The sequence below is a fragment of the Aeribacillus composti genome (assembly GCF_007827555.1).
GTDB classification, from domain to species: Bacteria; Bacillota; Bacilli; order Bacillales; family Aeribacillaceae; genus Aeribacillus; species Aeribacillus composti.
Genome location: NZ_VISS01000024.1, coordinates 34,003 through 56,418 on the forward strand (window position 1 = coordinate 34,003; position 22,416 = coordinate 56,418).

Sequence of the window (22,416 nt, forward strand, 5' to 3'; positions counted from 1 at the left end):
TTTGAATTAGATGGAAAGCAGAGGAGGGTTAAAGATGAAAGCCCCTGTTTCTGTTAACGAGAAGAAAGAATTTATTCGCTGGTTTTTAAATCATTATCAGTTGAAAAGACGGGAATGCGTATGGATATTAAATTATTTAATGAGCCATGATTCATTAATGGAAAACGTCCACTTTGTAGAGCATGCCAAATTTTGTCCGAGGGGAATGGTCATGTCCACCCACTGTGTGGATGATGTTCCGTTTAGATTTTATAAAGAAAATGTGATGACAACAGATGCAGAAAAGTCTTTTCACGATATTCGCTTGAATAAAGATGAAGACTTGTATATCCAGTTAAACTTTCGCGCTCAATACCGTTCCCCGGAATATGCTGCCGTTTTAGTTGAAAATCCATATTTGCCTAAAGATATGCAAAGAAATGAGAAAGACCGATTGCTTGCGGAAAAAATTTTGGAGGAGTCAATTAAAAAATTTCAAAAAGAAAAACTCCTCCGCTTAATTGATGAAGCGTTGGATGCTCACGATGAAGAGGCGTTTCGAAAGCTTGTAAAACAATTGAACAATTTAGGATGTTAGGCAATGTGCACAGCATTGCTTTTTTATTTTGCTTATCAGTTTTATAATGAGTAAGGAAAAATAAAAAATAGGGGCTGAAATCAGTGAAATGGCAAATGGTTGATATCGATTCTTTTCTTCAATCAAGGGAGTACGTTGATACTGCAGTTGTTCCTCTCCTATCGGTATCATTTGATGAGGAACTGAAAAGAAATGCGTCAAAAGCAGATTTTATTAAGATTGTTTCACAAGAGCTTGAACGGCAGTTAAAGGGGCGGATCATGCTGTTGCCTCCGTTTGTTTCTTTAAAAAATGACGACATTGATTTGGATAAACTGTTAAAAAAGTGGAAAGATACGATTAAACAACATTTTCAGCATGTCATTTTTTTAACATGTGAAGAAAGATGGCGCAAAGAAGGTGATGAATTTATATGGATTCCGTCAATCCCAATAGAACATATGGATCAGGATGTAAAGCGAAAGGTTGTTCAGGACCAAATCGAACAAATTATGAACATTTTATTACAATATTGGAATCGAACCTAAAAACCCTTTCAATCCCTTGTTTCTAACGATATGATTATATTGACCTTCTACAAAGATTGATATATCATGAGTATGTCCTAGTTTTATATGTTTCTGTATATGTCCATTATGGACTAGCTTGAGATAGAGGGGGGAAAAAGATGAGCGAGAATAAACACCGTGTTTCAAGACGTCAATTTTTAAACTATACGCTAACGGGTGTAGGCGGCTTTATGGCTGCGGGCATGCTCATGCCGATGGTTCGTTTCGCTGTAGATCCTGTATTGCAGCCGAAAGCAGCTGGAGAATTTGTTAATACAAATGTAAAGGAATCAGACATTAAAGAGGAACCGACACGCGTTGACTTTACCATTAAACAGAAGGACGCGTGGCATGAAGCTGAAGAGCCAAAATCCGCGTGGGTTTATAAAAATGAAAAAGGAGAAATTGTTGCACTTTCTCCAATCTGTAAACACCTTGGCTGCACAGTAAACTGGAACGGGGATAAATCAAACCCTAACATGTTCTTCTGTCCTTGCCACGGAGGATTGTATGAGAAAAACGGCGACAATGTCCCTGGAACACCGCCTTCTGCTCCGCTGGATGAATATGAGTACAAAATTCAAGATGGATTTTTATATTTAGGAAAAGCTAAACCAAGAGGGGGGGCGTAATAAGTGCTCAACAAATTGTATGATTGGGTTGATGAACGGTTAGATATCACCCCTTTATGGCGCGATATCGCAGACCATGAAGTTCCCGAACATGTTAACCCAGCCCATCACTTCTCAGCATTTGTATACTGCTTTGGGGGTTTGACGTTTTTTGTTACAGTGATTCAAGTGCTGTCTGGCATGTTTTTAACGATGTATTACGTGCCGGATATTAAAAATGCATGGGAGTCTGTCTATTATTTGCAAAATGAAGTGGCGTTCGGACAAATTGTTCGCGGTATGCACCATTGGGGAGCAAGCTTAGTCATCGTCATGATGTTTTTACATACTTTACGTGTATTTTTCCAAGGAGCATACAAAAAGCCACGCGAGCTTAACTGGATTGTCGGTGTACTCATTTTCTTCGTTATGCTAGGTTTAGGTTTGACAGGTTATTTATTGCCTTGGGACATGAAAGCGTTATTTGCGACAAAAGTTACCTTGCAGATTGCTGAATCGACACCGCTTATTGGTGAGTACGTCAAAATTTTGCTTGCAGGGCATTCCGAAATTGTCGGTGCGCAAACATTGACTCGCTTCTTTGCGATTCATGTATTTTTCTTGCCTGCTGCATTATTCGGATTAATGGCAGCGCACTTCTTAATGATTCGCAAACAAGGGATTTCAGGTCCGCTATAAAATCCGGCTTATTCTTTTTTAGTAAGTTGTTCGTGGCGAACCGCTTAACAAAGGAGGGGAAACAATGCATCGCGGAAAAGGTATGAAGTTCGTTGGAGACTCTCGTGTGTCGGCTGAAAGAAAGCCGAACATACCGAAAGACTACTCCGAATACCCAGGAAAAACTGAAGCTTTTTGGCCCAACTTTCTTTTAAAAGAATGGTTAGTTGGCGCGGTCTTTTTAATTGGCTTTTTATGTTTAACCGTTGCCCATCCGTCACCGCTTGAGCGGGTTGCAGATCCTACGGATACTGGTTACATACCGCTTCCTGACTGGTACTTCTTATTTTTATACCAGCTTTTAAAATATTCTTATGCATCAGGTCCTTATACCGTTATCGGTGCAATCGTAATACCAGGACTGGCATTTTCTGCGCTACTTCTTGCTCCATTTTTGGATCGCGGGCCAGAACGTCGTCCGCATAAGCGTCCGGTTGCTGTAGGAATGATGCTGCTAGCTGTAGCTTCCATCGTTTATTTAACATGGGAGTCGGTTGAGCATACGGACTGGGAATTAAAAGAGGAACAAGGGAAAATTAAAGCGGAAGCTAAAATTGATACAAATTCGGAAGGATACAAAATATTTCAGGAACAAGGCTGCGTCTCCTGCCACGGTGATAACCTGCAAGGCGGAGCGGCTGGACCTTCTTTAGTTGATAACGGATTGTCTCCGGAAGAAGTTGCGAAAATTGCTAAAGAAGGCGTAGGAAGCATGCCTCCTGGAATCTTTAAAGGTACGGATGAAGAGTTGAAAGTATTAGCAGAGTTTGTTTCTAGTGTTACATCGAAATAAAAAGAGCTGACATCGTGTTTGTCTGTATAGCTTGTAGAGAAAGGAAGATTTTTTCTCTACAAGCTTTTTTTATTGTCTTATCTCCATTGACTGTGAAACAACTCTAACAATTAAAGTCAGCAAGATTGATGCGATTGTATTTTCTTTTTGTAGACTGGTAAATGAAAAAATAGAGGAGGTCAATCGCCTTTGTTGACGGCTTTCTATCCATTTACTATTTTTTGACAAAATGATAAAGAAGGAGGGCTAGGACACCTGCTTAATATACGTTTCTCTCCTGTACACTCTAAACCAGCCACGTGTTCTAAATCGGCATCGGTTTCTATAGCCAGTATGCAAAGGCATTTACTGTTTTGATTTTATGATTTGTGCCCTCTGCTCATGTGTAGGTATGGAGTGTCTGAAAGTATTCCATGATTGGGGTATTTGATAATTGAATTTTGAGCTGCTCCAATTATATATTTCACGATAATCGACACAACGATATCGTTTCACATAAACAATTCAAAACAACTGTTTATTCATACGGGTAACTCGCAGATTTTTCTCGTCCACCTGTCGTGAACATTTGTGGTGAAAAAAGCCGTAAAAGGACAGCGTTCTTGCTAAAACCTTTTCTCTATTTAAACATTATAATGTGTTTCAAACATATGTTAAGTAACGACTTAAAATTCTGGAAATTCTAGTCACACAGAAAATATGTTCAACCTCCTGATAATTGGTTGCATAGCACTAACATTCATTTCAAATAATTCAAAAATATTTTCTTTTTTGTGTTATTTCACAAAAATTAATGAAGAATCTATTATAAATATAAATGCTGAGCTATAATTACTCATAACATTAAAATAAGGGGGAATTTTTTTTTGGATGGTTTTATTGAAACATTGAGTGGGTGGCTTTGGAGTACGCCGATGATCGTATTTTGTATTGGAATCGGAGTGTTTTTTTCATTTATGACAAAATTTGCTCAAATACGATTGATCAAAGATATGGTTCAGCAAATGTTTAAAGGAAAAAGTTCCAAGTCAGGAATTTCTTCTTTTCAAGCATTGTCGATCGCATTATCGGGACGGGTCGGAACCGGGAATATTGCTGGTGTTGCTACTGCGATCGCATACGGTGGTCCCGGTTCAGTATTTTGGATGTGGCTAATTGCTTTTTTTGGTGCTGCTACGGCATATGTGGAATCGACACTTGGCCAAATTTATAAAGAAAAAGTGGATGGGATATACTGCGGAGGACCGGCTTATTATATTGAAAAAGGGTTAAATCGACGTTGGGCCGGAATGGTTTTTGCTGTGGCTGCGATTGTAGCAATGAGTGTTTTAATGCCGGGTGTTCAATCAAATGCCATTTCTTCTGGATTTAAAAAAGCATTCTCCGTTGATCCGACCGTAACAGGAATCATCTTAGTTGTACTATTGGGAGTGATTATTCTTGGCGGAGTAAAAAGAATCGCCAACGTCGCTCAATTAGTAGTGCCTTTTATGGCAATCGGATATATACTTATTTCACTTATCATTATTATCATGAATATTGAAGCAGTTCCTGGTGTATTTAAACTAATTTTCTCTAGTGCGTTTGGAGCTAATCAATTATTCGGAGGGATTTTAGGAAGTGCGATTTCTTGGGGTGTAAAGCGTGGGATTTATTCAAATGAAGCTGGTCAAGGAACGGGGCCGCATGCTGCTAGTGCTGCCGAAGTTTCCCACCCGGCCAAACAGGGGCTCGTACAGTCATTTTCTATTTACATTGATACATTGCTTGTCTGTTCAGCAACAGCTTTTATGATTTTGTTTACAAATTCCTACAATGTGTATGAGCCTGATCAAAAATCATTGCTTGTAAACAATATTGGAGAAACTGTTGAAGTGGGTACTGCTTATACTCAAATTGCAGTCGATTCCCAACTACCTGGATTTGGATCCCCCTTTGTAGCAGTGGCATTATTCTTCTTTGCATTTACAACAATAATGGCATACTATTATATTGCCGAGGTAAATATTATATATTTGTTTAAGAAAAAAAGTAAGAATATACCGATTCTTGTCTTAAAGTTAATTTTTTTGGCTGCCGTCTTTTACGGAACGGTTCGGACATCTGATATCGCATGGACTTTGGGAGATGTCGGACTAGGATTGATGGTATGGGTAAACTTAATCGGTCTCGTATTATTATATAAACCGGCCATCAGGGCGTTAAAAGACTATGAAAATCAGAAAAAACAAGGTGTTGATCCGACTTATGATTCTACAAAACAGGGTGTAAAAAATGCCGAATTTTGGGCAGACGGGTATAAACATGAAAATGAAGAAAGATCCTAAAGATTGCGTACCAACAATAAGCCCCTTTTTTAACGTAAATTGGCGAGAAGTCGCTCACCTTTATAGGCTGTGTGATGAATCGCCCTTTCTTTTCACTTGTGTTATGATCAGTTTATCAAAGGAAATGATCTTAATATAACATTGGGATTAGATAGTAATAATCATTCAGTGTTTTTCAGCATCGTAGACAATGATAGATGACGAAATATCAGAGTATGCAAACAGTACATTTGTTAGCATCGCTGAATCATATCACATGACTCTTTAGTCTTCCCTCCCGACTGTTAAGAGCTTCGGTATTCCTATGCGAAATTGTGGTAAACTCATTCTAGCCGGACGATCTTTGTTTCGCTTCTCCTCCAGGTCTGTTGATTAGCAAAATCTTTTATCAACCTGAGAATTCCTCGACAGCTGTACCGTACATGTCTGTACAACGGAAGAATTCTAAGTGAAACCGAGCAGTGCTGTATGCTCGATGAACGGGTTCACAGTAATCTTGTTTAAACCACTCATAGCGGTTGTTGGAAAACAGTTTGATGAGAATCAAGTTCATTGGCTTCAAAATCGAAAGTCGCAATCCAGTCCATGGCAAACATGCACTTAGCTTCTTTGATGTAATTTCCCATGGAACATCGTTTGTTGTAAAAACGCCAAAATTGAGCGCTTCCTACTCGAGGTTGGTGACGATTGGTTTGTATCGAAATCCGTATTAAAGATTAGATTTAGAGCATCTGGCCGTCATCCACCACCTGTGTTTGGCATTATGATTTCAACACGATGAGGGTTCTTCCAGAAGATCGCTTGGTAGGTGACCGTCATGCCTTCTTCATCATCGACGTACCATTTCCAGTACCGAAAGGCGGCATCTTCCGCAGCGTGACGTTTCGTTGATGCAGGCAAGTCCTGTAGCGCTTTCTCAGGCTTGATTTTTCGAATGCTCCAGGAATATTTGAATCTGCCGAAGTTGTTTGCATTTTGCGATGTACATTCTGTCTTGATTTTGTGGATAAGTGTGGTAGACTTCACCTTAAAGGTGCTCCTTTTTTGGTAGGTCATGTTCTTATCAAACAAAATTCTACCAAAGATGAGGAGCGCTTTCCTTATTTACAGAGAATGTTACTCTTGATAATCAGGATGAATATTGTTGCTGTGGAAGGCGATAAACTTATTTTAAAAATGCCTTCCTACCATTTAGTTCTTCAAAATATAAGGAACATTTCTGCAATGAAAAAAGAGTGTTTTCTTGGCATACATAGTACAGGGTGTCTCATGATCCATGACCCCGAATTCAATAAAACCAAGGAGTGAACTTGGATGGGTTGGTTATTTTTTGTATTAAGGCAGCGATCATTTTTATATTTGATGCTTTTAATCAATACAGCAGGAACAATTTATGGTTATATTTGGTATAAACAGCAGCTTTCCGAAACACCGCCACAGTTTATTGCGTTTGTTCCTGACAGTCCAACCGCTAGTTTGTTCTTTGTTTTCGTTTTGATTGGGTTTCTTGTTGGGAAGCATTTTAAATTGTTTGAAGCACTAGCTATGATTACGCTATTTAAATATGGAATTTGGGCGGTTGCCATGAACCTGTTTGTATATTTGGAAACGGGTGTTTTATCCATTTACGGAATGATGCTCATTTTGTCCCATTTAGGAATGGCAATAGAAGGGCTGTTGTATGCACCGTATTATCGGTTTGAAATGAAGCACTTGATGCTGGCCTCCATATGGACGCTTCACAATGAAATTATTGATTACGTGTTTGATATGATGCCTCAATATAGCGTTTTAAATCAATATTCTGCGCTAATCGGTTACTTTACGTTTTGGCTGAGTATTATTTCCATTGCGATCGCTTATTTTTTTGTTATAAAAAATCAAACATACAAATTTGAATTGAAAGAATTGTAAGAAACATGGTCTACTCTTGTCCACTCTTGAATAACTATTACTAGTAGTTATAGGGGGGACAAGAATGAAAAAATGGATCAGTACGTTGATTGTTCTCTTGCTTTTTTTCCTGCTTCAAATACCGATCAATGCAAAAGAAAAAAACAATTGGGAAACATTGGATGTCATGACGAATTATGCGTGGCAGCTTTCAAAGCAAAAAAAGTTTGATGAAGCGAAGCAGCTGTTATTATTTCTTGAAAACGAATTTAAAGAAAATAATGTTGAAAACCGCTTATCAATAAATGAGCTTCGGGTCATTTCTGCTTCTTACGAAAAAGCGTTGGATGCCGTTGAGAACGATGGAATGAGCTATGAAGATCGGATCGACAAAGTCACTCAATTCCGGCTTGTTGTTGATGCAATTCTGTCTGAACACCAGCCGCTCTGGAGCACAATGGAAGAACCGATCATGACGACATTTGCAGAATTAAAAACGGAAATGGAAAAAGAGGATTGGGCGGCTTTTCAGCATGAGTGGAATCGTTTTTTGTCACTGTACTCCGTTATTTATCCAAGCCTTACCGTTGATGTTGACAGCAAAAACATTGATAAGATTGAAACACATATTTCAGCAGTAAACGACAAAATGTTTTTTGAAATTTCGAAAAAGACAAGACAGAAGCATATGATGGAAATCGAAAAAGACTTAAAAAACATTTTTGATCGCGTCAAAAACGACGAAGCAGATCCATCGCTGTTATGGGTGATGTTTTCAACGGGCAGCGTCATTTTTATTGCACTAGCTTATACAGGATGGAAAAAATACAAAGGAGAAAAAACAGATAAAAGAAAAGAGAACTAGAGTGCGTGGCTGTCTAATAAGTCGTTTTTTGGCTTATTGACAGCCCCCTTTTATATTTTAGAAACGTTGATATATCGATGTTTATGATTTTTTGTTTTCAAAAGGGATTTGACTTTCTGGACAGCCCCTGTCAGTGCTTAAACAAGTTTTTGTTTTCATGAAGGGTAAATCCTTCTTGAGCATCATAAACATCGTTGACGACAAGAAACGCGTTAGTGCTCAATCGGATTTTTATTTTCATCAAGGGTAAAGCCCTCACCGAGTACATCATGAACGTCGCTGACGACAACAAACGCATGAGGGTCGACAGCTGTAATAACTTGTTTCAGCTTGACAAATTCATTTTTGGCAACGACGCAATATAAAATATTCCGATTCTGTTTTGTAAACGAACCTTGTCCTTTTAAAATGGTCACTCCGCGATCCATATCCTTCATGATTTTTTCGGCAATTTCCTCATGTTTCTCCGATATGATGGTCGCTGCTTTTGCTCTATAGGCACCTTCCTGAATAAAATCAATGACTCTTGTTCCGATAAAAACAGCCACTAATGTGTACATGGCTTCGCGATAGGATAAATAAAAAATGGACGATAAAGTGATCACGCACGCGTCAAATAAAAACATTGTTTTTCCCATGCTGATGCCGAAAAATTTATAAACAAGACGAGCAATGATATCAACTCCACCTGTTGTTCCGCCATAGCGAAAAATAATCCCTAGTCCAACGCCGATGAAAACTCCTGCAAACAGAGCCGCCAATGTTAAATCTTCATGTAGAGGAATATGAAATGGATGCAGCTGAAAAATCCATAAAAAGAACGAAACCGAAATCGTTCCAATTAATGTATACAAAAAAGTCGTCTTCCCTAAAAGCTTCCATCCAATAAAAAAAATGGGTACATTCAATACAAGATTGGAAATAGAGGGGTTGATTTGAAACAAAAAAAATAAAAGGAGCGTAATACCAGTAAAACCGCCTTCAGCTAAATTGTTTTGCATATTAAAATGAACGAGTCCAAACGAGAAAATAGCGGATCCGAGCAATATAAAAAAGAGGTTTTTCAATTTAAAAGGCAACAAACTCCCACCTCCTATTTTTTTCGATGTTTTTAATTATAATGGATCAGATTGTATGTTACAATTCAATCGACATTTCTTTTCATTGTCAAATGGTAAGGAATTAGCTAACATGAAAGAGAAGACAAATGAGGTGGTTGCCTAATGGAACGTAAAACAATTAAAGACCTGCAAAAAGAAGTAGATGATTACATATCCCAATTTAAGGAAGGCTATTTCAGCCCGCTGGCGATGCTTGCGCGATTAACAGAAGAGCTTGGTGAGCTTGCAAGAGAAATTAATCATTACTATGGGGAAAAGCCAAAAAAAGAAACGGAGAAAGAGAAAGAAATTGAAGAGGAAATTGGCGATTTATTGTTTGTCATCATTTGCTTGGCCAATTCTTTAAACATTGATCTTGAGAAGGCGCACGATCGCGTCATGCATAAATTTCAAACTAGAGATCGAAACAGATGGACAAAAAAATAGAAAGGTGATGGAATAATGGAACAAATTAAGATCGTCATTGCCGGCCCAAGAGGACGCATGGGGCAAGAGGCAGTAAAACTGGTAAATGAAACAGAGCATTTTACACTTTCAGCTGTACTAGACAAAATAAATGATGGCGAATGGTTTCAAGATCAAGTCCGCACCTATACAAACCCTGAACAATGCTTTGCAGAAACATCGCCAGACGTGTTGATTGATTTGACAACACCAGAGGTTGGAAAAATACATACAAAGCTTGCGCTGGAGCACGGTGTCCGCCCTGTAGTAGGAACTACCGGCTTTCAGGAAGAAGACTTGCAGGAATTGAGAAAATTAGCGGAAGAAAAAGGAATCGGGGCAATTATCGCGCCAAATTTTGCGATTGGAGCTGTACTGATGATGAAATTTGCAAAAATGGCGGCCAGATACTTCCCTGATGTTGAGATCATCGAAATGCATCATGATAAAAAGCTTGATGCACCTTCTGGAACTGGAATCAAAACGGCTGAAATGATTTATGAAGTTCGCGGAAATAAAAAGCAAGGACATCCGGAGGAAAAGGAAACGATCAAAGGAGCAAGAGGCGGCGAATGGAATGGCATTCATATCCACAGCGTTCGTCTTCCAGGGTTAGTGGCTCATCAAGAGGTTTTGTTTGGCGGTGACGGTCAAACGCTGAAAATTCGCCATGATTCCTATAATCGTGCGTCTTTTATGTCAGGAGTAAAGCTTTCCGTTGAAACCGTGATGAAGATCGATACGCTCGTTTACGGGTTGGAAAACATTATTGAATGAGGGGGAAATATATGAAGATTGCACTCATTGCTCACGATAAGAAAAAGGACGATATGGTTCAATTTACCATTGCTTATAAACATATATTAGAAAAGCATGATTTATTTGCAACAGGCACAACAGGCTTAAGAATACAGGAAGCAACTGGACTGAAAATTCACCGCTTCCAATCCGGTCCGCTTGGAGGCGACCAAGAAATTGGTGCATTAGTCGCGAAAAACGAAATGGATGCCGTCTTCTTTTTTCGCGACCCGCTGACTGCCCAGCCTCATGAACCGGACGTTTCTGCCCTTATCCGTCTATGCGATGTGTATGCAATCCCCCTGGCAACCAATATGGGCACTGCGGAAATATTAGTAAAGGGGCTTGAACGGGGAGATTTTACATGGAGAAACATCATCCACGAGAAAAATTGAGCAGAAATCATAGTTTTGAAAATATCCTTTCCTGGTGATAATGAATGAAAAAATTGAAAATTGGCATTACTTGCTACCCGTCTGTTGGAGGATCAGGCGTGGTGGCGACAGAGCTTGGAAAATTGCTTGCAGAAAGAGGGCATGAAATTCACTTTATTTCCTCCAGCATGCCATTCAGGCTGAATAAGGTTTATCACAACATTTATTTTCATGAAGTGGAAGTAAATCAATACTCTGTTTTTAAATATCCTCCATATGATCTCGCTTTATCCAGTAAAATTGCCGAAGTCATTGAGAGGGAAAATTTAGATATTTTGCACGTTCATTATGCTGTGCCTCATGCGATTTGCGCTTTTTTGGCTAAACAAATGGTTGGGGGAAAAATAAAAATCGTCACAACTCTTCATGGTACTGATATTACTGTGCTAGGATATGATCCGACGCTCTCCATAGCGATCAAATTTGGGATTGAAGCTTCGGACCGCGTTACAGCCGTATCAAAGGCGCTCGTTGAACAAACATATGATTTATTGGAGCCTAAAAAAGAAATTGAAACGGTTTACAATTTTATTGATGAACGAATTTATCATAAAAAACATTTGCCTTCATTAAAAAGAGAGTACGGGATTCAAGATGATGAAAAAGTGCTTATACACGTATCAAATTTTCGGCAAGTGAAGCGAGTTCCTGATGTCGTCAAAGCATTTGCCCTCATCCGACAGGAAGTCCCATCGAAGCTGTTGCTGGTCGGCGACGGACCGGAAGTGTCGATTGTCATGAAATTAGTGAAACAGCTGCAATTGGAAGATCATGTGCTGTTTTTGGGGAAGCAAGAAAACTTAGATCAATTGTATTCCATCAGTGATTTAAAATTGCTGCTGTCAGAAAAAGAAAGCTTTGGATTAGTTTTATTGGAAGCGATGGCTTGCGGAGTTCCCTGTATTGGAACGAGGATCGGCGGCATACCGGAAGTAATTGAAGATCATAAAACAGGCTATATTGTTGAGCTTGGCGATATTGAGGATACCGCCGAAAAATCGATTCGCTTATTGGAAGATCAAACACTTCATCAAAAAATGTCAGAAAATGCGATACTGCTTGTCAGAGAAAAATTTCATTCTGAAAAAATTGTGTCAACATATGAGCAAATTTATTTTGAATTACTATCTGAAGGAGTTCCAACATGAAAGCGGAATTTGTGGAGGCAATACCGATTATAGAACAATTAAATGAGCATGGCCATGAAGCGTATTTTGTCGGCGGTTCTGTTCGTGATTTATTGCTGAATCGGAAGATCGGGGATATCGACATTGCCACATCAGCAAAGCCTGATGAGATTCAAAAAATTTTTCCGAAAACAATTGATGTTGGGGTGCAGCATGGTACAGTCATTGTTCTTCATAATGGAAAGCCGTATGAAGTGACGACTTTTCGGACGGAAGGGGAATACGAAGAGTATCGAAGACCTAAATATGTCCGTTTTGTCAGCTCGCTGCAAGAAGATTTAAAGCGGCGCGATTTTACAATTAATGCTTTGGCGATGGACAAAAACGGGCGCATTTTAGATTATGTCAATGGCATGGAAGATTTAGAAAACCGCATGATTCGTACAGTGGGAGATCCGTATGAACGCTTTTCCGAAGATGCGTTAAGAATGCTGCGCGCTTTAAGATTTGTCAGCCAATTGTCCTTTCGGCTTGAAGAAAAAACTTTGCAAGCCATAACCGTTTGGCATAAGCTTCTTCAGAACATATCGATCGAGCGAATAACTGCTGAATTTGAAAAGCTTCTGGCTGGAGCTTCCGCAAATGATGCGATACAACTATTAACTCTTACGAATGTTTATCAACATATGCCTGGATTAAAACAAAAGAAAGAACAGTTGCACAAGCTGCTCAGCTATCCAATGCATAATTTGTGTGAGCGGGAAGAATACTGGACTGTTTTGTTATTCGTTTTAGAAACGGATGATGGTGAATCATTTATGCGGAATTGGAAGCTTCCTAGAAGGGTGATCAAAAAAGTATGCAGACATCTTGAGTTGCTCAATTGTCTCTTCGAGAAAGACTGGACAGCCTTTCTTTTATATAAGACAGGGCTTGAGGATGCTCTTCAGCTGGAAAGAATAAGGCAGGTGCTGCAAAAAGAAAAAAACGAAGAAGCCATTCAGAAACTGCAAAAGTCTTACGAACAGCTTCCAATCCATTCTAGAAAAGAATTGGCCGTAACGGGGAATGACATTTTAAACATCGTGCCGAAAAAGCCGGGCAAATGGGTGGAGGAATATTTAACGCTGGTTGAACAACAGGTTGTCAATGGATTGATTGAAAATAATAGCGGCGAAATAAAGGAGTGGTTAAAAAATTGCAATCAGAAATTAGGCGAAAGCTGTTAGCAGCTTTTTCTGAAGCTGATGGAGGATATGTTTCAGGCCAAAAAATCAGCGAATTGCTCGGTTGTTCAAGAACGGCAGTATGGAAGCATATTGAGGAATTGAGGAAGGAAGGATTTGTCCTCGAGGCGGTGCGAAGAAAGGGGTACAGAATAGTCAAGACGCCGGAAAAAATTACAGCCAACGAAATACAATTAGGTCTGCAAACGGATTTTATAGGACAAAACATTGTATATTACGATACGGTTGATTCTACTCAAAAAATTGCCCATGAATTGTCGCAGAAAGGTGCTGAGGAGGGAACGCTCGTAGTTGCGGATGAACAGACAGGCGGAAGAGGGAGAATGGCTAGAGTATGGTATTCGCCAAAAGGTACAGGGATTTGGATGAGCATCATTTTGCGGCCGAACATACCTTTACAGAAAACTCCTCAGCTTACTTTATTGACAGCCGTTGCTCTCGTAGAAGGGATTGAAGAGGCAACAGGGCTTTCTCCGACCATTAAATGGCCCAATGACATTTTGATTAATGGAAAAAAAGCAGTCGGAATTTTAACAGAGCTTGAGGCGGAAGCTGATCAAGTGCATTCGGTGATCATCGGCATCGGTATTAATGTAAATCAGCAAATTGATGAATTTCCTGAAGCGATTCGCAATACCGCCACCTCCATAGCGATTGAAAAGGGAGAGAAAATTCATCGCGCCCTTATCATTCAAAAGTTTCTCGAACGTTTTGAAAAATGGTATACTACATATTTAGAGCATGGATTTAAACCGATTAAGCTTTTATGGGAAAGCTATTCCATTAGTTTAAACAAAACGATCCATGCCCGGACATTATCCGGAACAGTTGTCGGCAAGGCTCTTGGCATTAATGAAGAAGGGGCGCTTCTCATTGAAACTTCTGAAGGAAAAATAGAAAAAGTGTATTCAGCAGATATTGATATCAAATAAATATATTTTACAATGAAATTTTGTTATACTTAACGAAAGGGCAGTATCCTGTTTGGAACTGCACCAAAAAAGTTTCATGTTGTCATTATTAAAAGATTGATTCTGCCTTGATCCAAAAGGACTGGGACAGAGGGATGAAGAAGCCGATAATAAGGAAATGGTAAAAATCCTTCTTTCTCAGTGAAAGAAGGTTTTTTTGATCGGTTCGTTCTTACCCTCTGCAACTACAAAAGAGGGGGAGTTTTTATGAAAACAAAGCTGGATTTTATTCAAATGAAACAAAAGCAAGAGCCAATCGTGATGATGACGGCGTACGATTATCCGTCCGCTAAGCTTGCTGAACAGGCAAATGTTGATATGATCCTTGTCGGCGATTCGCTTGGAATGGTCGTTTTAGGGTATGATTCAACCGTACCTGTAACGGTGGAAGATATGATTCACCACACGAAGGCTGTAAAACGTGGAGCAAAAAATACATTTGTTGTGACGGATATGCCCTTTATGTCGTATCATATTTCGACAGAAGACACGCTGCAAAATGCAAAGAAAATGGTGCAGCAAAGCGGGGCAGATGCCTTAAAGGTGGAAGGGCCTGTTTTTGACGTCATATCTCTGTTAACAAATGCCGGCATTCCTGTTGTTGCCCACCTCGGACTGACTCCTCAGTCAGTAGGTGTATTAGGCGGATATAAAGTACAAGGAAAAGAAGCGAAAAGTGCAGAAAAGCTGCTGCTAGATGCGAAAAAATGCGAACAGGCTGGCGCGATTGCCATTGTATTGGAATGCATCCCGTTTCAGCTGGCGGAAAAAATAACAAACGAGCTGTCCATTCCAACCATCGGCATCGGCGCAGGAAAATATACAGATGGACAAGTGTTAGTGTTTCATGATTTGATTGGATTTGGAGTGGAAAGAGTGCCGAAGTTTGTTAAACAATATGCAAATGTAAATGAAAGCATTGTAAAAGCGATTGAAGCTTATAAAGATGAAGTGAAAAATCGGGACTTTCCATCGTTGGATCATTCGTTCCGCATGAATGAAGAGGAACTTGCAAGCTTATATGGAGGAAAAGGAAAATGAAAATCGTCACTACAATAGAGGAAATAAAAAAAGAAATCGATCTCAAGAAAAAAGAAGGAAAAACGATAGGGTTCGTGCCAACGATGGGATATTTGCATGAAGGTCATTTATCATTGGTTGAACGGGCCAAACAGGAAAACGACGTAACGGTGATGAGCGTTTTTGTGAATCCGCTTCAATTTGGACCGAATGAAGACTATCAAACATACCCTCGCGATATCAAACGCGACGAAGAGCTGGCAAGACAAAAAGGGGTTGACCTTTTTTTCGCGCCGACAAAAGAAGAAATGTATCCGGAAGAACCTGCTGTCACAGTAAAAGTGACGAAGCGCGTTGACGTTTTGTGCGGAAAATCAAGACCGGGACATTTTGACGGAGTGGCAACGGTTTTAACAAAGCTGTTTCACATCATAACTCCAGACAGAGCCTATTTCGGATTGAAGGATGCCCAGCAAGTTGCCGTTGTTGCAGCACTTATAAAAGATCTTAATTTCCCAATTGAAATTGTTCCGGTGGAAACGGTTCGTGAAGAGGACGGATTGGCCAAAAGCTCTCGAAACGTACGATTAGACGAACAGGAACGAAAAGAAGCCGTTCATTTATATCAATCGTTATTAATGGCAAAAGAAATGGTTGAGAACAAAGTGCATGATCAAGAAGCCATCATCGAAAAAATGAGAGCGTATATAACGGAAAAGACGAGCGGAGAAATTGATTATATAGATATTTTGACTTATCCTGACTTGAAAAAACCAAACGCACTTACGGGAAAAATTATCGTTGCGATTGCTGTAAAATTTAAGCATGCTAGGCTGATCGATAATATTATTATCGATTTGACCTAAAGGGGGGGGTTCATACATGTTCCGTATGATGATGAACGGAAAAATTCATCGTGCAAGGGTGACGGAAGCAAATTTGAACTATGTAGGTTCCGTTACGATCGACCAGGATATTTTAGATGCCGTTGGGATTGTCCCGAATGAAAAAGTGCAAATCGTGAATAATAATAATGGCGAACGCTTTGAAACGTATGTGATTCCTGGAAAAAGAGGAAGCGGTGTCATTTGTTTAAACGGTGCGGCTGCCCGGCTTGTTCAGGTCGGTGATGTGGTCATTATCATTTCCTATAAGCTTGTGCATGAAGATCAATTAAAAAACCACCGTCCAACGATAGCCATCATGAATGAAAACAATGAAATCATCGAGTTAATTAAAGAGGAACCGGCGAACACGATTATGTGATAAACAAGGGTCAGGCTCTTAAGCTTTCGATAGGGCTTGACCTATTTTCTATTGCGGACGTAATTGGCCATAACTTTTCTATACATATAGAAAAAAGAGGAGCAGCGATGGCTCCTCAAAAAATTAGGTGTGGACTAGGAGAAATTTTATTTAGTGTGAGCCGTAAAGCTGTTATAATGGGTACAGATAACAACATATTGCTGTTGTATCTGTATTGTTTCCTGGATGCTTTGTAAGTATGAATTACAAATTTTGTTTTTGTAAAGGAGGAAGCTGACATGGAAAGCAAAATCGAAATTATATCTTCCGTTACGGTTGAGCATTCCGACGATTTGTATAAAATAGTTGATTTGCTAAATCGGACATTAAAAAGAGAACATTTATTATTCGGATTAGCCCTTGACAGCAAAGATCCAAATAAAGCGGTTTTTACTATTTATAGAACATAATCGGTGATCATAATGAAAGGAAAAATTTTTATTTCTTTTATATGCGCTCTTATCTTTTTAGTGGTGACGTTTGCTTTTCTTTATAATAGTGCAAAAGAAGATAAAACAAAAGGACACGAAACAGCTATACAAGCTGCGAAGGAGCATGGCTTTGCATCGATCGATGAAGTCAACACATTTTATAATCGAAATGTTTACTATATCATTCAAGGGAAAAATAAAAAAGGCGAAAAAATTATCGGCTGGATGAAAAAGGGGAACACGGATAAAATTTTAATTAAAAAAGCGAAGGAAGGCTTGAGCAAAGACGACGTACTTCAATTGATTCAAAACATTGACAACAGCAAGCCGAAGAAAATAAAGAAAATCATGCTTGGGTATGATGATACAGATTCGAAAAAATGGGATATACCGGTTTGGGAGGTCCAATATATTGACCAACAAAACCGTTATACATATTTTATTGTTAGCTTTACGGATGACAGAGTTTATAAAATGTACAGCATTAAGCAATAAGAAGGGAGCATTGTAAAAGTGAATTTATCTAAACGCGTATCAACTTTAACACCTTCATCTACACTGGCGATCACTGCAAAAGCAAAAGAATTGAAAGCAGCCGGGCATGATGTGATTGGCCTTGGGGCAGGTGAGCCGGATTTTAACACTCCTGATCATATTTTAGACGCTGCAGAAAAAGCGATGAAAGAAGGACATACGAAGTATACGCCTTCTGGAGGACTTATATCATTGAAAGAGGCAATTATAGAAAAATTTAAAAAAGACCAGCATTTAGAATATAAACCGTCTGAAATTATTGTTTCAACAGGCGCTAAACACGCTTTATATACATTGTTCCAAGCTATTCTTGACGATGGTGATGAAGTGATCATTCCTTCTCCATACTGGGTAAGCTATCCGGAACAAGTGAAGCTTGCAGGCGGAGCTCCAGTATTTGTAGAGGGAAGGGAAGAAAATCAATTTAAAATTACGCCTGATCAGCTGCAGCAAGCGATCACAAACAAAACAAAAGCGGTGATTATCAATTCTCCGAGCAACCCGACCGGCATGATCTATACGCGGGATGAGTTGAAAGAATTGGCGGAGGTTTGCCTTAGCCATGATCTTATTATCGTTTCCGATGAAATTTATGAAAAATTAGTATACGGAGAAAATGAACATGTGTCCATCGCTGAAATTTCTCCTGAAGTAAAAGAAAAAACAATTATTATTAATGGTGTATCGAAATCCCATTCAATGACAGGATGGAGAATTGGTTATGCGGCGGGCAATGAGCGCATTATTCAAGCTATGACGAACCTAGCGAGCCACAGCACTTCAAATCCGACTTCAATTGCTCAATATGCTGCGATCGCGGCGTATGAGGGACCTCAAGAACCGGTCGAAATAATGAGAAGAGCTTTTGAAGACCGTTTAAATATCATTTACGAAAAACTTGTGCAAATACCTGGTTTCTCGTGCATTAAACCACAAGGAGCATTTTATTTATTTCCAAATGCAAAAGAAGCAGCAGAGATAACAGGTTTTCGTAATGTTGACGAATTTGTCGAGGCGCTCTTGGAAGAGGAAAAGGTAGCGCTAGTACCAGGAAGCGGCTTCGGTGCTCCAGATAATGTAAGATTATCGTATGCGACATCACTAGAACTTTTAAATAAAGCGATTGAACGTATTGATCGCTTTGTCAACAATCATAAACAGTAAAGATTGTCAATAGCCGGTGGTTCAGCCGGCTTTTTCGCTGGTTTCCTTTATTGAAAAAAAAGGAATAACATATGTATAATAGAAAGCATCGAATAAAAAGGCGGTTTCATATGGAGGGTAAAGCTGTGAAAACAACGATTTCAAATGTTAAAAACCATGTCGGAGAACAAGTAACAATCGGCTGCTGGTTGGCGAATAAGCGATCAAGCGGAAAAATTGCTTTTTTGCAGCTTCGGGATGGAACAGGCTTTATTCAAGGGGTTGTTGAAAAATCGAAGGTGGATGAAGAAATATTTAAAAAAGCAAAACAACTCACACAAGAAAGCTCTTTGTATGTCACAGGAGTTGTGAGAGTGGATGAACGTTCACCTTTTGGATATGAGCTTGGCGTTGAAAATATAGAAATCATTCATGAAGCAAGCGATTATCCGATTACGCCGAAAGAACACGGTACTGAATTTTTAATGGACAATCGCCACCTTTGGCTTCGATCAAAGCGCCAGCACGCCATTATGAAAGTGCGCAACGAACTCATCCGTGCCACTTATGAATTTTTTAATGATCAAGGGTTTGTCAAAGTGGATCCCCCTATTTTGACCGGAAGTGCGCCTGAAGGGACGACGGAATTGTTTCATACGAAATATTTTGATGAAGATGCTTACCTTTCGCAGAGTGGTCAGCTGTATATGGAAGCAGCTGCTATGGCCTTAGGCAAAGTATTTTCATTCGGGCCGACATTCCGGGCTGAAAAATCGAAAACGCGCCGTCATTTAATTGAATTTTGGATGATTGAACCGGAAATGGCGTTTTATCAATTTGAAGACAATTTGCAGCTGCAGGAGCAGTACGTTTCCCATATTGTGCAATCGGTATTAAAAAATTGTTCACTTGAATTGAAAACATTAGAACGTGACATTTCCAAGCTGGAGCAGGTTGTTCCTCCGTTTTCGAAAATAACATACGACGACGCTATCGCGCTGCTGCATAAGAAAGGATTCAACGACATCGCATGGGGGGACGATTTTGGTTCGCCGCATGAAACAGCGATCGCGGAAAGCTTTGATAAACCAGTTTTCATTACACATTATCCGACAAGCTTAAAACCTTTTTATATGCAGCCTGATCCAAATCGACCAGAGGTTGTTCTGTGCGCGGATTTAATCGCTCCTGAAGGGTACGGAGAAATCATCGGCGGATCTGAACGCATCCATGATTATCATTTATTAAAAAAACGACTTGAAGAGCATCATCTGGACGAAGCAGCTTATAAATGGTATCTTGAGCTGCGGCAATACGGATCCGTACCTCATTCCGGCTTCGGCCTTGGACTTGAACGAACTGTTGCTTGGATATGCGGTGTCGAACATGTTCGTGAAACGATTCCATTTCCGCGTTTATTAAATCGTTTATATCCGTAAACTGCATGAAGCCTCCTATCTTCAGGAGGTTTCGTTTTTCAGCCATGCATTCTGAAGCCATGAATGGCCGCAATCATGGTATACTTATTTTGAGGTGTCGAAATATGAAGAAAAAACAGTTCACCGAATTAGTGGAAGATGGATCACTGACCGTTCCCAATATACTGCTGCGGAATTATGCCGCTTTAGGTTTGTCAGAAAAAGAATTTGTTCTCCTTTTGCACGTACATTCCCACATTCAAAAAGGAAATGCTTTTCCAACTCCTACAGAACTTTCCGACCATATGACAATCACAACGGCGGAATGTGTCAAATTGCTTCGGAGTTTAGTTCAGAGAGGTTTTTTAACGATAGAGGAATTTGAGCAAAACGGGATGATTTATGAGAAATATTCTTTAAAACAGCTATGGGAAAAGTTGTATGATGTAGTCGTCATGGACCAAGATCAAGAAAAAGTAGAAAAGGAAAATCAATTATACACCATCTTTGAACAAGAATTTGGACGACCTCTTTCCCCGATTGAGTGCGAAACGTTAGCTTTTTGGATCGACCAAGATCATCATGATCCCGATATTATCATTTCTGCATTAAGGGAAGCGGTGATCTCCGGAAAATTAAATTTTCGATATATTGATCGGATTTTATTTGAATGGAAGAAGAATGGAATCAAAACAATTGAACAAGCTAAAAAGCATTCACAAAAATTTCGTGAATTCAATCAAAAACAAAAGCAGTCTACTCTAGAGGAGCAAGAATATAAAAGGAAGGTGCCTTTCTACAACTGGCTGGAAAACTAAAATTTCTTTTCCTCGTTCAAGCTGATTGAAAGGTGATGGTACATGCTGTCAAAAAAGAAAGTAAAAGAATGCTTAGAGGTTATCGGGAAAATGTTTCCTGATGCTCATTGCGAGCTTGTGCACAGCAATCCTTTTGAACTGGTCATTGCTGTCGTTTTGTCTGCTCAATGCACGGATGCGTTAGTCAATAAAGTAACAAAAAATTTGTTTCAAAAATATAAAACACCTGATGATTATTTGTCTGTCCCGTTGGAGGAATTAGAACAAGATATTCGCTCCATCGGTCTTTACCGTAACAAAGCGAAAAATATTCAAAAGTTATGCAAAATGTTAATTGAAGAATTTGACCGAAAAGTGCCGGAAACTAGAGAGGAATTAATGAGCCTTCCTGGAGTAGGAAGGAAAACGGCAAACGTTGTTTTATCTGTCGCGTTTGGAAAACCTGCCATCGCCGTCGATACACACGTTGAACGTGTGTCGAAGCGGCTCGGGATTTGCCGTTGGAAGGATTCTGTATTGGAAGTGGAAAAAACATTGATGGAAAAAGTTCCTGAGGATGAATGGGGAATCACCCACCATCGGCTTATTTTTTTTGGAAGGTATCATTGCAAAGCCCAATCACCAAAGTGTCATGAATGCCCTCTTCTTTATTTGTGCAGAGAAGGGGAAAAAAGAATGAAAGGAAAGGCATAAAAAATGCACGATAGGAAGATGTTTCATCTCCCTGAGCAATTTCAAAATACTGCATTTTTTGACGAGGAATCTGTATATTTGCATCCAACTGATTTTTTTTATTATGATCTTCAATATTTGGCTGGAATGGTTGATACCAGACCGTGGGAGGCGAGCGAGCAATTTTTGCCCAAGCTTTTTAAGCAGTGGAAGGAAATTCAAACCGAGATTCAACGCACGATAACAAAACCATTTAAAACGGATCGACAAAACATGATGACAGGAATCTGCCTCTATATCCAACTTCTTTATTGGCTCAATGAAAAGCCGGTTCATTCACTGCACTTAGACGAAATAAAGAAGCTGGATATAGCTCCCGTCAATATTGAAGATCGTCTAACGTTTATTTTAAAAAAGCCTACTCAATATCATGCATATATTCAATTAAATGAACTATTTACAGAAACGGAAAAATTGTTTTATAAACATCAGGCGATCAAAAAAGCAAAACAAAAGGGGGCTTCGAAAAATTCAGGGTAACTGACTTTTTCGAGCCCTCTCATTTTTTTATAACAAAAGCC

At 39.4% G+C, this 22,416-nt stretch carries 26 protein-coding genes; 24 read left to right on the forward strand and 2 right to left on the reverse strand.

Annotated elements, in window-relative coordinates; translation table 11 throughout:
* Positions 1–34: 34 nt before the first annotated feature.
* From FB379_RS12795 to FB379_RS12820, 6 genes are all read left to right on the forward strand, one after another.
* Positions 35–577 (forward strand): ReoY family proteolytic degradation factor, encoded by a 543-nt coding sequence (locus FB379_RS12795; RefSeq protein ID WP_066251907.1) that lies wholly within the window; start codon positions 35–37, stop codon positions 575–577.
* Between the two features lie 83 nt (positions 578–660).
* The gene (locus tag FB379_RS12800) at positions 661–1,104 is read left to right on the forward strand and encodes a YpiF family protein (RefSeq protein ID WP_144598144.1); all 444 of its coding nucleotides are present in this window, start codon (positions 661–663) and stop codon (positions 1,102–1,104) included.
* 140 nt (positions 1,105–1,244) lie between these two features.
* Entirely contained in the window at positions 1,245–1,757 is a 513-nt protein-coding gene (locus tag FB379_RS12805) for a QcrA and Rieske domain-containing protein (RefSeq protein ID WP_063388569.1), read from the forward strand.
* Positions 1,758–1,760: 3 nt separating this feature from the next.
* Entirely contained in the window at positions 1,761–2,435 is a 675-nt protein-coding gene (gene qcrB / locus FB379_RS12810; RefSeq protein ID WP_063388568.1) for a menaquinol-cytochrome c reductase cytochrome b subunit, read from the forward strand.
* 64 nt (positions 2,436–2,499) lie between these two features.
* A complete protein-coding gene (locus tag FB379_RS12815; RefSeq protein ID WP_063388567.1) occupies positions 2,500–3,267 on the forward strand; it encodes a menaquinol-cytochrome c reductase cytochrome b/c subunit in 768 nt (255 codons plus the stop codon).
* Positions 3,268–4,133: 866 nt separating this feature from the next.
* A complete protein-coding gene (locus tag FB379_RS12820) occupies positions 4,134–5,594 on the forward strand; it encodes an alanine/glycine:cation symporter family protein (RefSeq protein WP_063388566.1) in 1,461 nt (486 codons plus the stop codon).
* 738 nt (positions 5,595–6,332) lie between these two features.
* Here FB379_RS12820 and FB379_RS12825 read toward each other — a convergent pair.
* Positions 6,333–6,620 carry a hypothetical protein gene (locus FB379_RS12825; protein ID WP_144598145.1) on the reverse strand — a complete coding sequence of 96 codons (288 nt, stop codon included), beginning with the start codon at positions 6,618–6,620 and terminating at the stop codon, positions 6,333–6,335.
* A 288-nt stretch (positions 6,621–6,908) separates the two neighbouring features.
* Here FB379_RS12825 and lhaT point away from each other — a divergent pair, with 288 nt between their 5' ends.
* Together lhaT and ypjB are read left to right on the forward strand one after the other, a co-directional pair.
* On the forward strand, positions 6,909–7,508 hold the full coding sequence (gene lhaT, locus FB379_RS12830; protein ID WP_066251898.1) for a lipoprotein heptaprenylglyceryl N-acetyltransferase LhaT: 600 nt from the start codon (positions 6,909–6,911) through the stop codon (positions 7,506–7,508).
* Positions 7,509–7,572: 64 nt separating this feature from the next.
* Positions 7,573–8,352, forward strand: a complete 780-nt coding sequence (gene ypjB, locus FB379_RS12835; protein ID WP_063388562.1) for a sporulation protein YpjB — start codon at positions 7,573–7,575, stop codon at positions 8,350–8,352.
* Positions 8,353–8,564: 212 nt separating this feature from the next.
* Here the strand turns inward: ypjB and FB379_RS12840 are convergent, their stop codons facing one another.
* On the reverse strand, positions 8,565–9,434 hold the full coding sequence (locus FB379_RS12840) for a YitT family protein (RefSeq protein ID WP_094246122.1): 870 nt from the start codon (positions 9,432–9,434) through the stop codon (positions 8,565–8,567).
* Between the two features lie 141 nt (positions 9,435–9,575).
* Between FB379_RS12840 and FB379_RS12845 the strand changes: the two genes are divergently transcribed.
* The 16 genes from FB379_RS12845 (at position 9,576) to FB379_RS12920 (ending at position 22,375) form a co-directional block, all read left to right on the forward strand.
* Positions 9,576–9,899: a nucleotide pyrophosphohydrolase gene (locus FB379_RS12845; RefSeq protein WP_063388560.1), complete on the forward strand. Its 324-nt coding sequence runs from the start codon at positions 9,576–9,578 to the stop codon at positions 9,897–9,899.
* Between the two features lie 15 nt (positions 9,900–9,914).
* Positions 9,915–10,694 (forward strand): 4-hydroxy-tetrahydrodipicolinate reductase, encoded by a 780-nt coding sequence (gene dapB, locus FB379_RS12850; RefSeq protein ID WP_063388559.1) that lies wholly within the window; start codon positions 9,915–9,917, stop codon positions 10,692–10,694.
* An 11-nt stretch (positions 10,695–10,705) separates the two neighbouring features.
* Positions 10,706–11,110 (forward strand): methylglyoxal synthase, encoded by a 405-nt coding sequence (gene mgsA, locus FB379_RS12855; protein ID WP_063388558.1) that lies wholly within the window; start codon positions 10,706–10,708, stop codon positions 11,108–11,110.
* 44 nt (positions 11,111–11,154) lie between these two features.
* On the forward strand, positions 11,155–12,297 hold the full coding sequence (gene bshA / locus FB379_RS12860) for an N-acetyl-alpha-D-glucosaminyl L-malate synthase BshA (RefSeq protein ID WP_063388557.1): 1,143 nt from the start codon (positions 11,155–11,157) through the stop codon (positions 12,295–12,297).
* Entirely contained in the window at positions 12,294–13,505 is a 1,212-nt protein-coding gene (locus tag FB379_RS12865; RefSeq protein WP_066251893.1) for a CCA tRNA nucleotidyltransferase, read from the forward strand. Before bshA ends, FB379_RS12865 begins: the two co-directional genes overlap by 4 nt.
* Positions 13,475–14,455 (forward strand): biotin--[acetyl-CoA-carboxylase] ligase, encoded by a 981-nt coding sequence (locus tag FB379_RS12870; RefSeq protein WP_063388555.1) that lies wholly within the window; start codon positions 13,475–13,477, stop codon positions 14,453–14,455. The genes FB379_RS12865 and FB379_RS12870 overlap by 31 nt, the downstream gene beginning before the upstream one ends.
* Before the next feature lie 246 nt (positions 14,456–14,701).
* Positions 14,702–15,535 carry a 3-methyl-2-oxobutanoate hydroxymethyltransferase gene (panB, locus tag FB379_RS12875; protein WP_066251892.1) on the forward strand — a complete coding sequence of 278 codons (834 nt, stop codon included), beginning with the start codon at positions 14,702–14,704 and terminating at the stop codon, positions 15,533–15,535.
* Positions 15,532–16,380: a pantoate--beta-alanine ligase gene (panC, locus tag FB379_RS12880; protein WP_066251888.1), complete on the forward strand. Its 849-nt coding sequence runs from the start codon at positions 15,532–15,534 to the stop codon at positions 16,378–16,380. The genes panB and panC overlap by 4 nt, the downstream gene beginning before the upstream one ends.
* A gap of 16 nt (positions 16,381–16,396) precedes the next feature.
* Positions 16,397–16,780 carry an aspartate 1-decarboxylase gene (gene panD / locus FB379_RS12885; RefSeq protein ID WP_063388552.1) on the forward strand — a complete coding sequence of 128 codons (384 nt, stop codon included), beginning with the start codon at positions 16,397–16,399 and terminating at the stop codon, positions 16,778–16,780.
* A gap of 278 nt (positions 16,781–17,058) precedes the next feature.
* Positions 17,059–17,229, forward strand: a complete 171-nt coding sequence (locus FB379_RS12890; protein ID WP_065095534.1) for a YpmA family protein — start codon at positions 17,059–17,061, stop codon at positions 17,227–17,229.
* A gap of 12 nt (positions 17,230–17,241) precedes the next feature.
* The gene (locus tag FB379_RS12895; RefSeq protein ID WP_063388550.1) at positions 17,242–17,745 is read left to right on the forward strand and encodes a cell wall elongation regulator TseB-like domain-containing protein; all 504 of its coding nucleotides are present in this window, start codon (positions 17,242–17,244) and stop codon (positions 17,743–17,745) included.
* Between the two features lie 18 nt (positions 17,746–17,763).
* Positions 17,764–18,948: a pyridoxal phosphate-dependent aminotransferase gene (locus tag FB379_RS12900; protein WP_066251883.1), complete on the forward strand. Its 1,185-nt coding sequence runs from the start codon at positions 17,764–17,766 to the stop codon at positions 18,946–18,948.
* 125 nt (positions 18,949–19,073) lie between these two features.
* Complete coding sequence (asnS, locus tag FB379_RS12905; protein WP_144598146.1) at positions 19,074–20,366, forward strand: asparagine--tRNA ligase; 1,293 nt, start codon at positions 19,074–19,076, stop codon at positions 20,364–20,366.
* 104 nt (positions 20,367–20,470) lie between these two features.
* Positions 20,471–21,163, forward strand: coding sequence for a DnaD domain-containing protein (locus FB379_RS12910; protein WP_144598147.1), 693 nt, complete (start codon positions 20,471–20,473; stop codon positions 21,161–21,163).
* 42 nt (positions 21,164–21,205) lie between these two features.
* Positions 21,206–21,856 (forward strand): endonuclease III, encoded by a 651-nt coding sequence (gene nth, locus FB379_RS12915; RefSeq protein WP_063388548.1) that lies wholly within the window; start codon positions 21,206–21,208, stop codon positions 21,854–21,856.
* Positions 21,857–21,859: 3 nt separating this feature from the next.
* Complete coding sequence (locus FB379_RS12920; protein WP_144598148.1) at positions 21,860–22,375, forward strand: YpoC family protein; 516 nt, start codon at positions 21,860–21,862, stop codon at positions 22,373–22,375.
* Positions 22,376–22,416 lie beyond the last annotated feature (41 nt).

What these genes read in the sequence shown, in the direction of transcription:
- panC (WP_066251888.1), top strand. Translation starts at nt 15,532, where the DNA reads ATGAAAATCGTCACTACAATAGAGGAAATAAAAAAAGAAATCGATCTC.
- FB379_RS12845 (WP_063388560.1), top strand. Translation starts at nt 9,576, where the DNA reads ATGGAACGTAAAACAATTAAAGACCTGCAAAAAGAAGTAGATGATTAC.
- FB379_RS12890 (WP_065095534.1), top strand. Translation starts at nt 17,059, where the DNA reads ATGGAAAGCAAAATCGAAATTATATCTTCCGTTACGGTTGAGCATTCC.
- nth (WP_063388548.1), top strand. Translation starts at nt 21,206, where the DNA reads ATGCTGTCAAAAAAGAAAGTAAAAGAATGCTTAGAGGTTATCGGGAAA.
- bshA (WP_063388557.1), top strand. Translation starts at nt 11,155, where the DNA reads ATGAAAAAATTGAAAATTGGCATTACTTGCTACCCGTCTGTTGGAGGA.
- FB379_RS12920 (WP_144598148.1), top strand. Translation starts at nt 21,860, where the DNA reads ATGCACGATAGGAAGATGTTTCATCTCCCTGAGCAATTTCAAAATACT.
- FB379_RS12910 (WP_144598147.1), top strand. Translation starts at nt 20,471, where the DNA reads ATGAAGAAAAAACAGTTCACCGAATTAGTGGAAGATGGATCACTGACC.
- panD (WP_063388552.1), top strand. Translation starts at nt 16,397, where the DNA reads ATGTTCCGTATGATGATGAACGGAAAAATTCATCGTGCAAGGGTGACG.
- panB (WP_066251892.1), top strand. Translation starts at nt 14,702, where the DNA reads ATGAAAACAAAGCTGGATTTTATTCAAATGAAACAAAAGCAAGAGCCA.
- ypjB (WP_063388562.1), top strand. Translation starts at nt 7,573, where the DNA reads ATGAAAAAATGGATCAGTACGTTGATTGTTCTCTTGCTTTTTTTCCTG.
- FB379_RS12895 (WP_063388550.1), top strand. Translation starts at nt 17,242, where the DNA reads ATGAAAGGAAAAATTTTTATTTCTTTTATATGCGCTCTTATCTTTTTA.
- lhaT (WP_066251898.1), top strand. Translation starts at nt 6,909, where the DNA reads ATGGGTTGGTTATTTTTTGTATTAAGGCAGCGATCATTTTTATATTTG.
- mgsA (WP_063388558.1), top strand. Translation starts at nt 10,706, where the DNA reads ATGAAGATTGCACTCATTGCTCACGATAAGAAAAAGGACGATATGGTT.
- FB379_RS12795 (WP_066251907.1), top strand. Translation starts at nt 35, where the DNA reads ATGAAAGCCCCTGTTTCTGTTAACGAGAAGAAAGAATTTATTCGCTGG.
- dapB (WP_063388559.1), top strand. Translation starts at nt 9,915, where the DNA reads ATGGAACAAATTAAGATCGTCATTGCCGGCCCAAGAGGACGCATGGGG.
- FB379_RS12805 (WP_063388569.1), top strand. Translation starts at nt 1,245, where the DNA reads ATGAGCGAGAATAAACACCGTGTTTCAAGACGTCAATTTTTAAACTAT.
- FB379_RS12815 (WP_063388567.1), top strand. Translation starts at nt 2,500, where the DNA reads ATGCATCGCGGAAAAGGTATGAAGTTCGTTGGAGACTCTCGTGTGTCG.
- FB379_RS12865 (WP_066251893.1), top strand. Translation starts at nt 12,294, where the DNA reads ATGAAAGCGGAATTTGTGGAGGCAATACCGATTATAGAACAATTAAAT.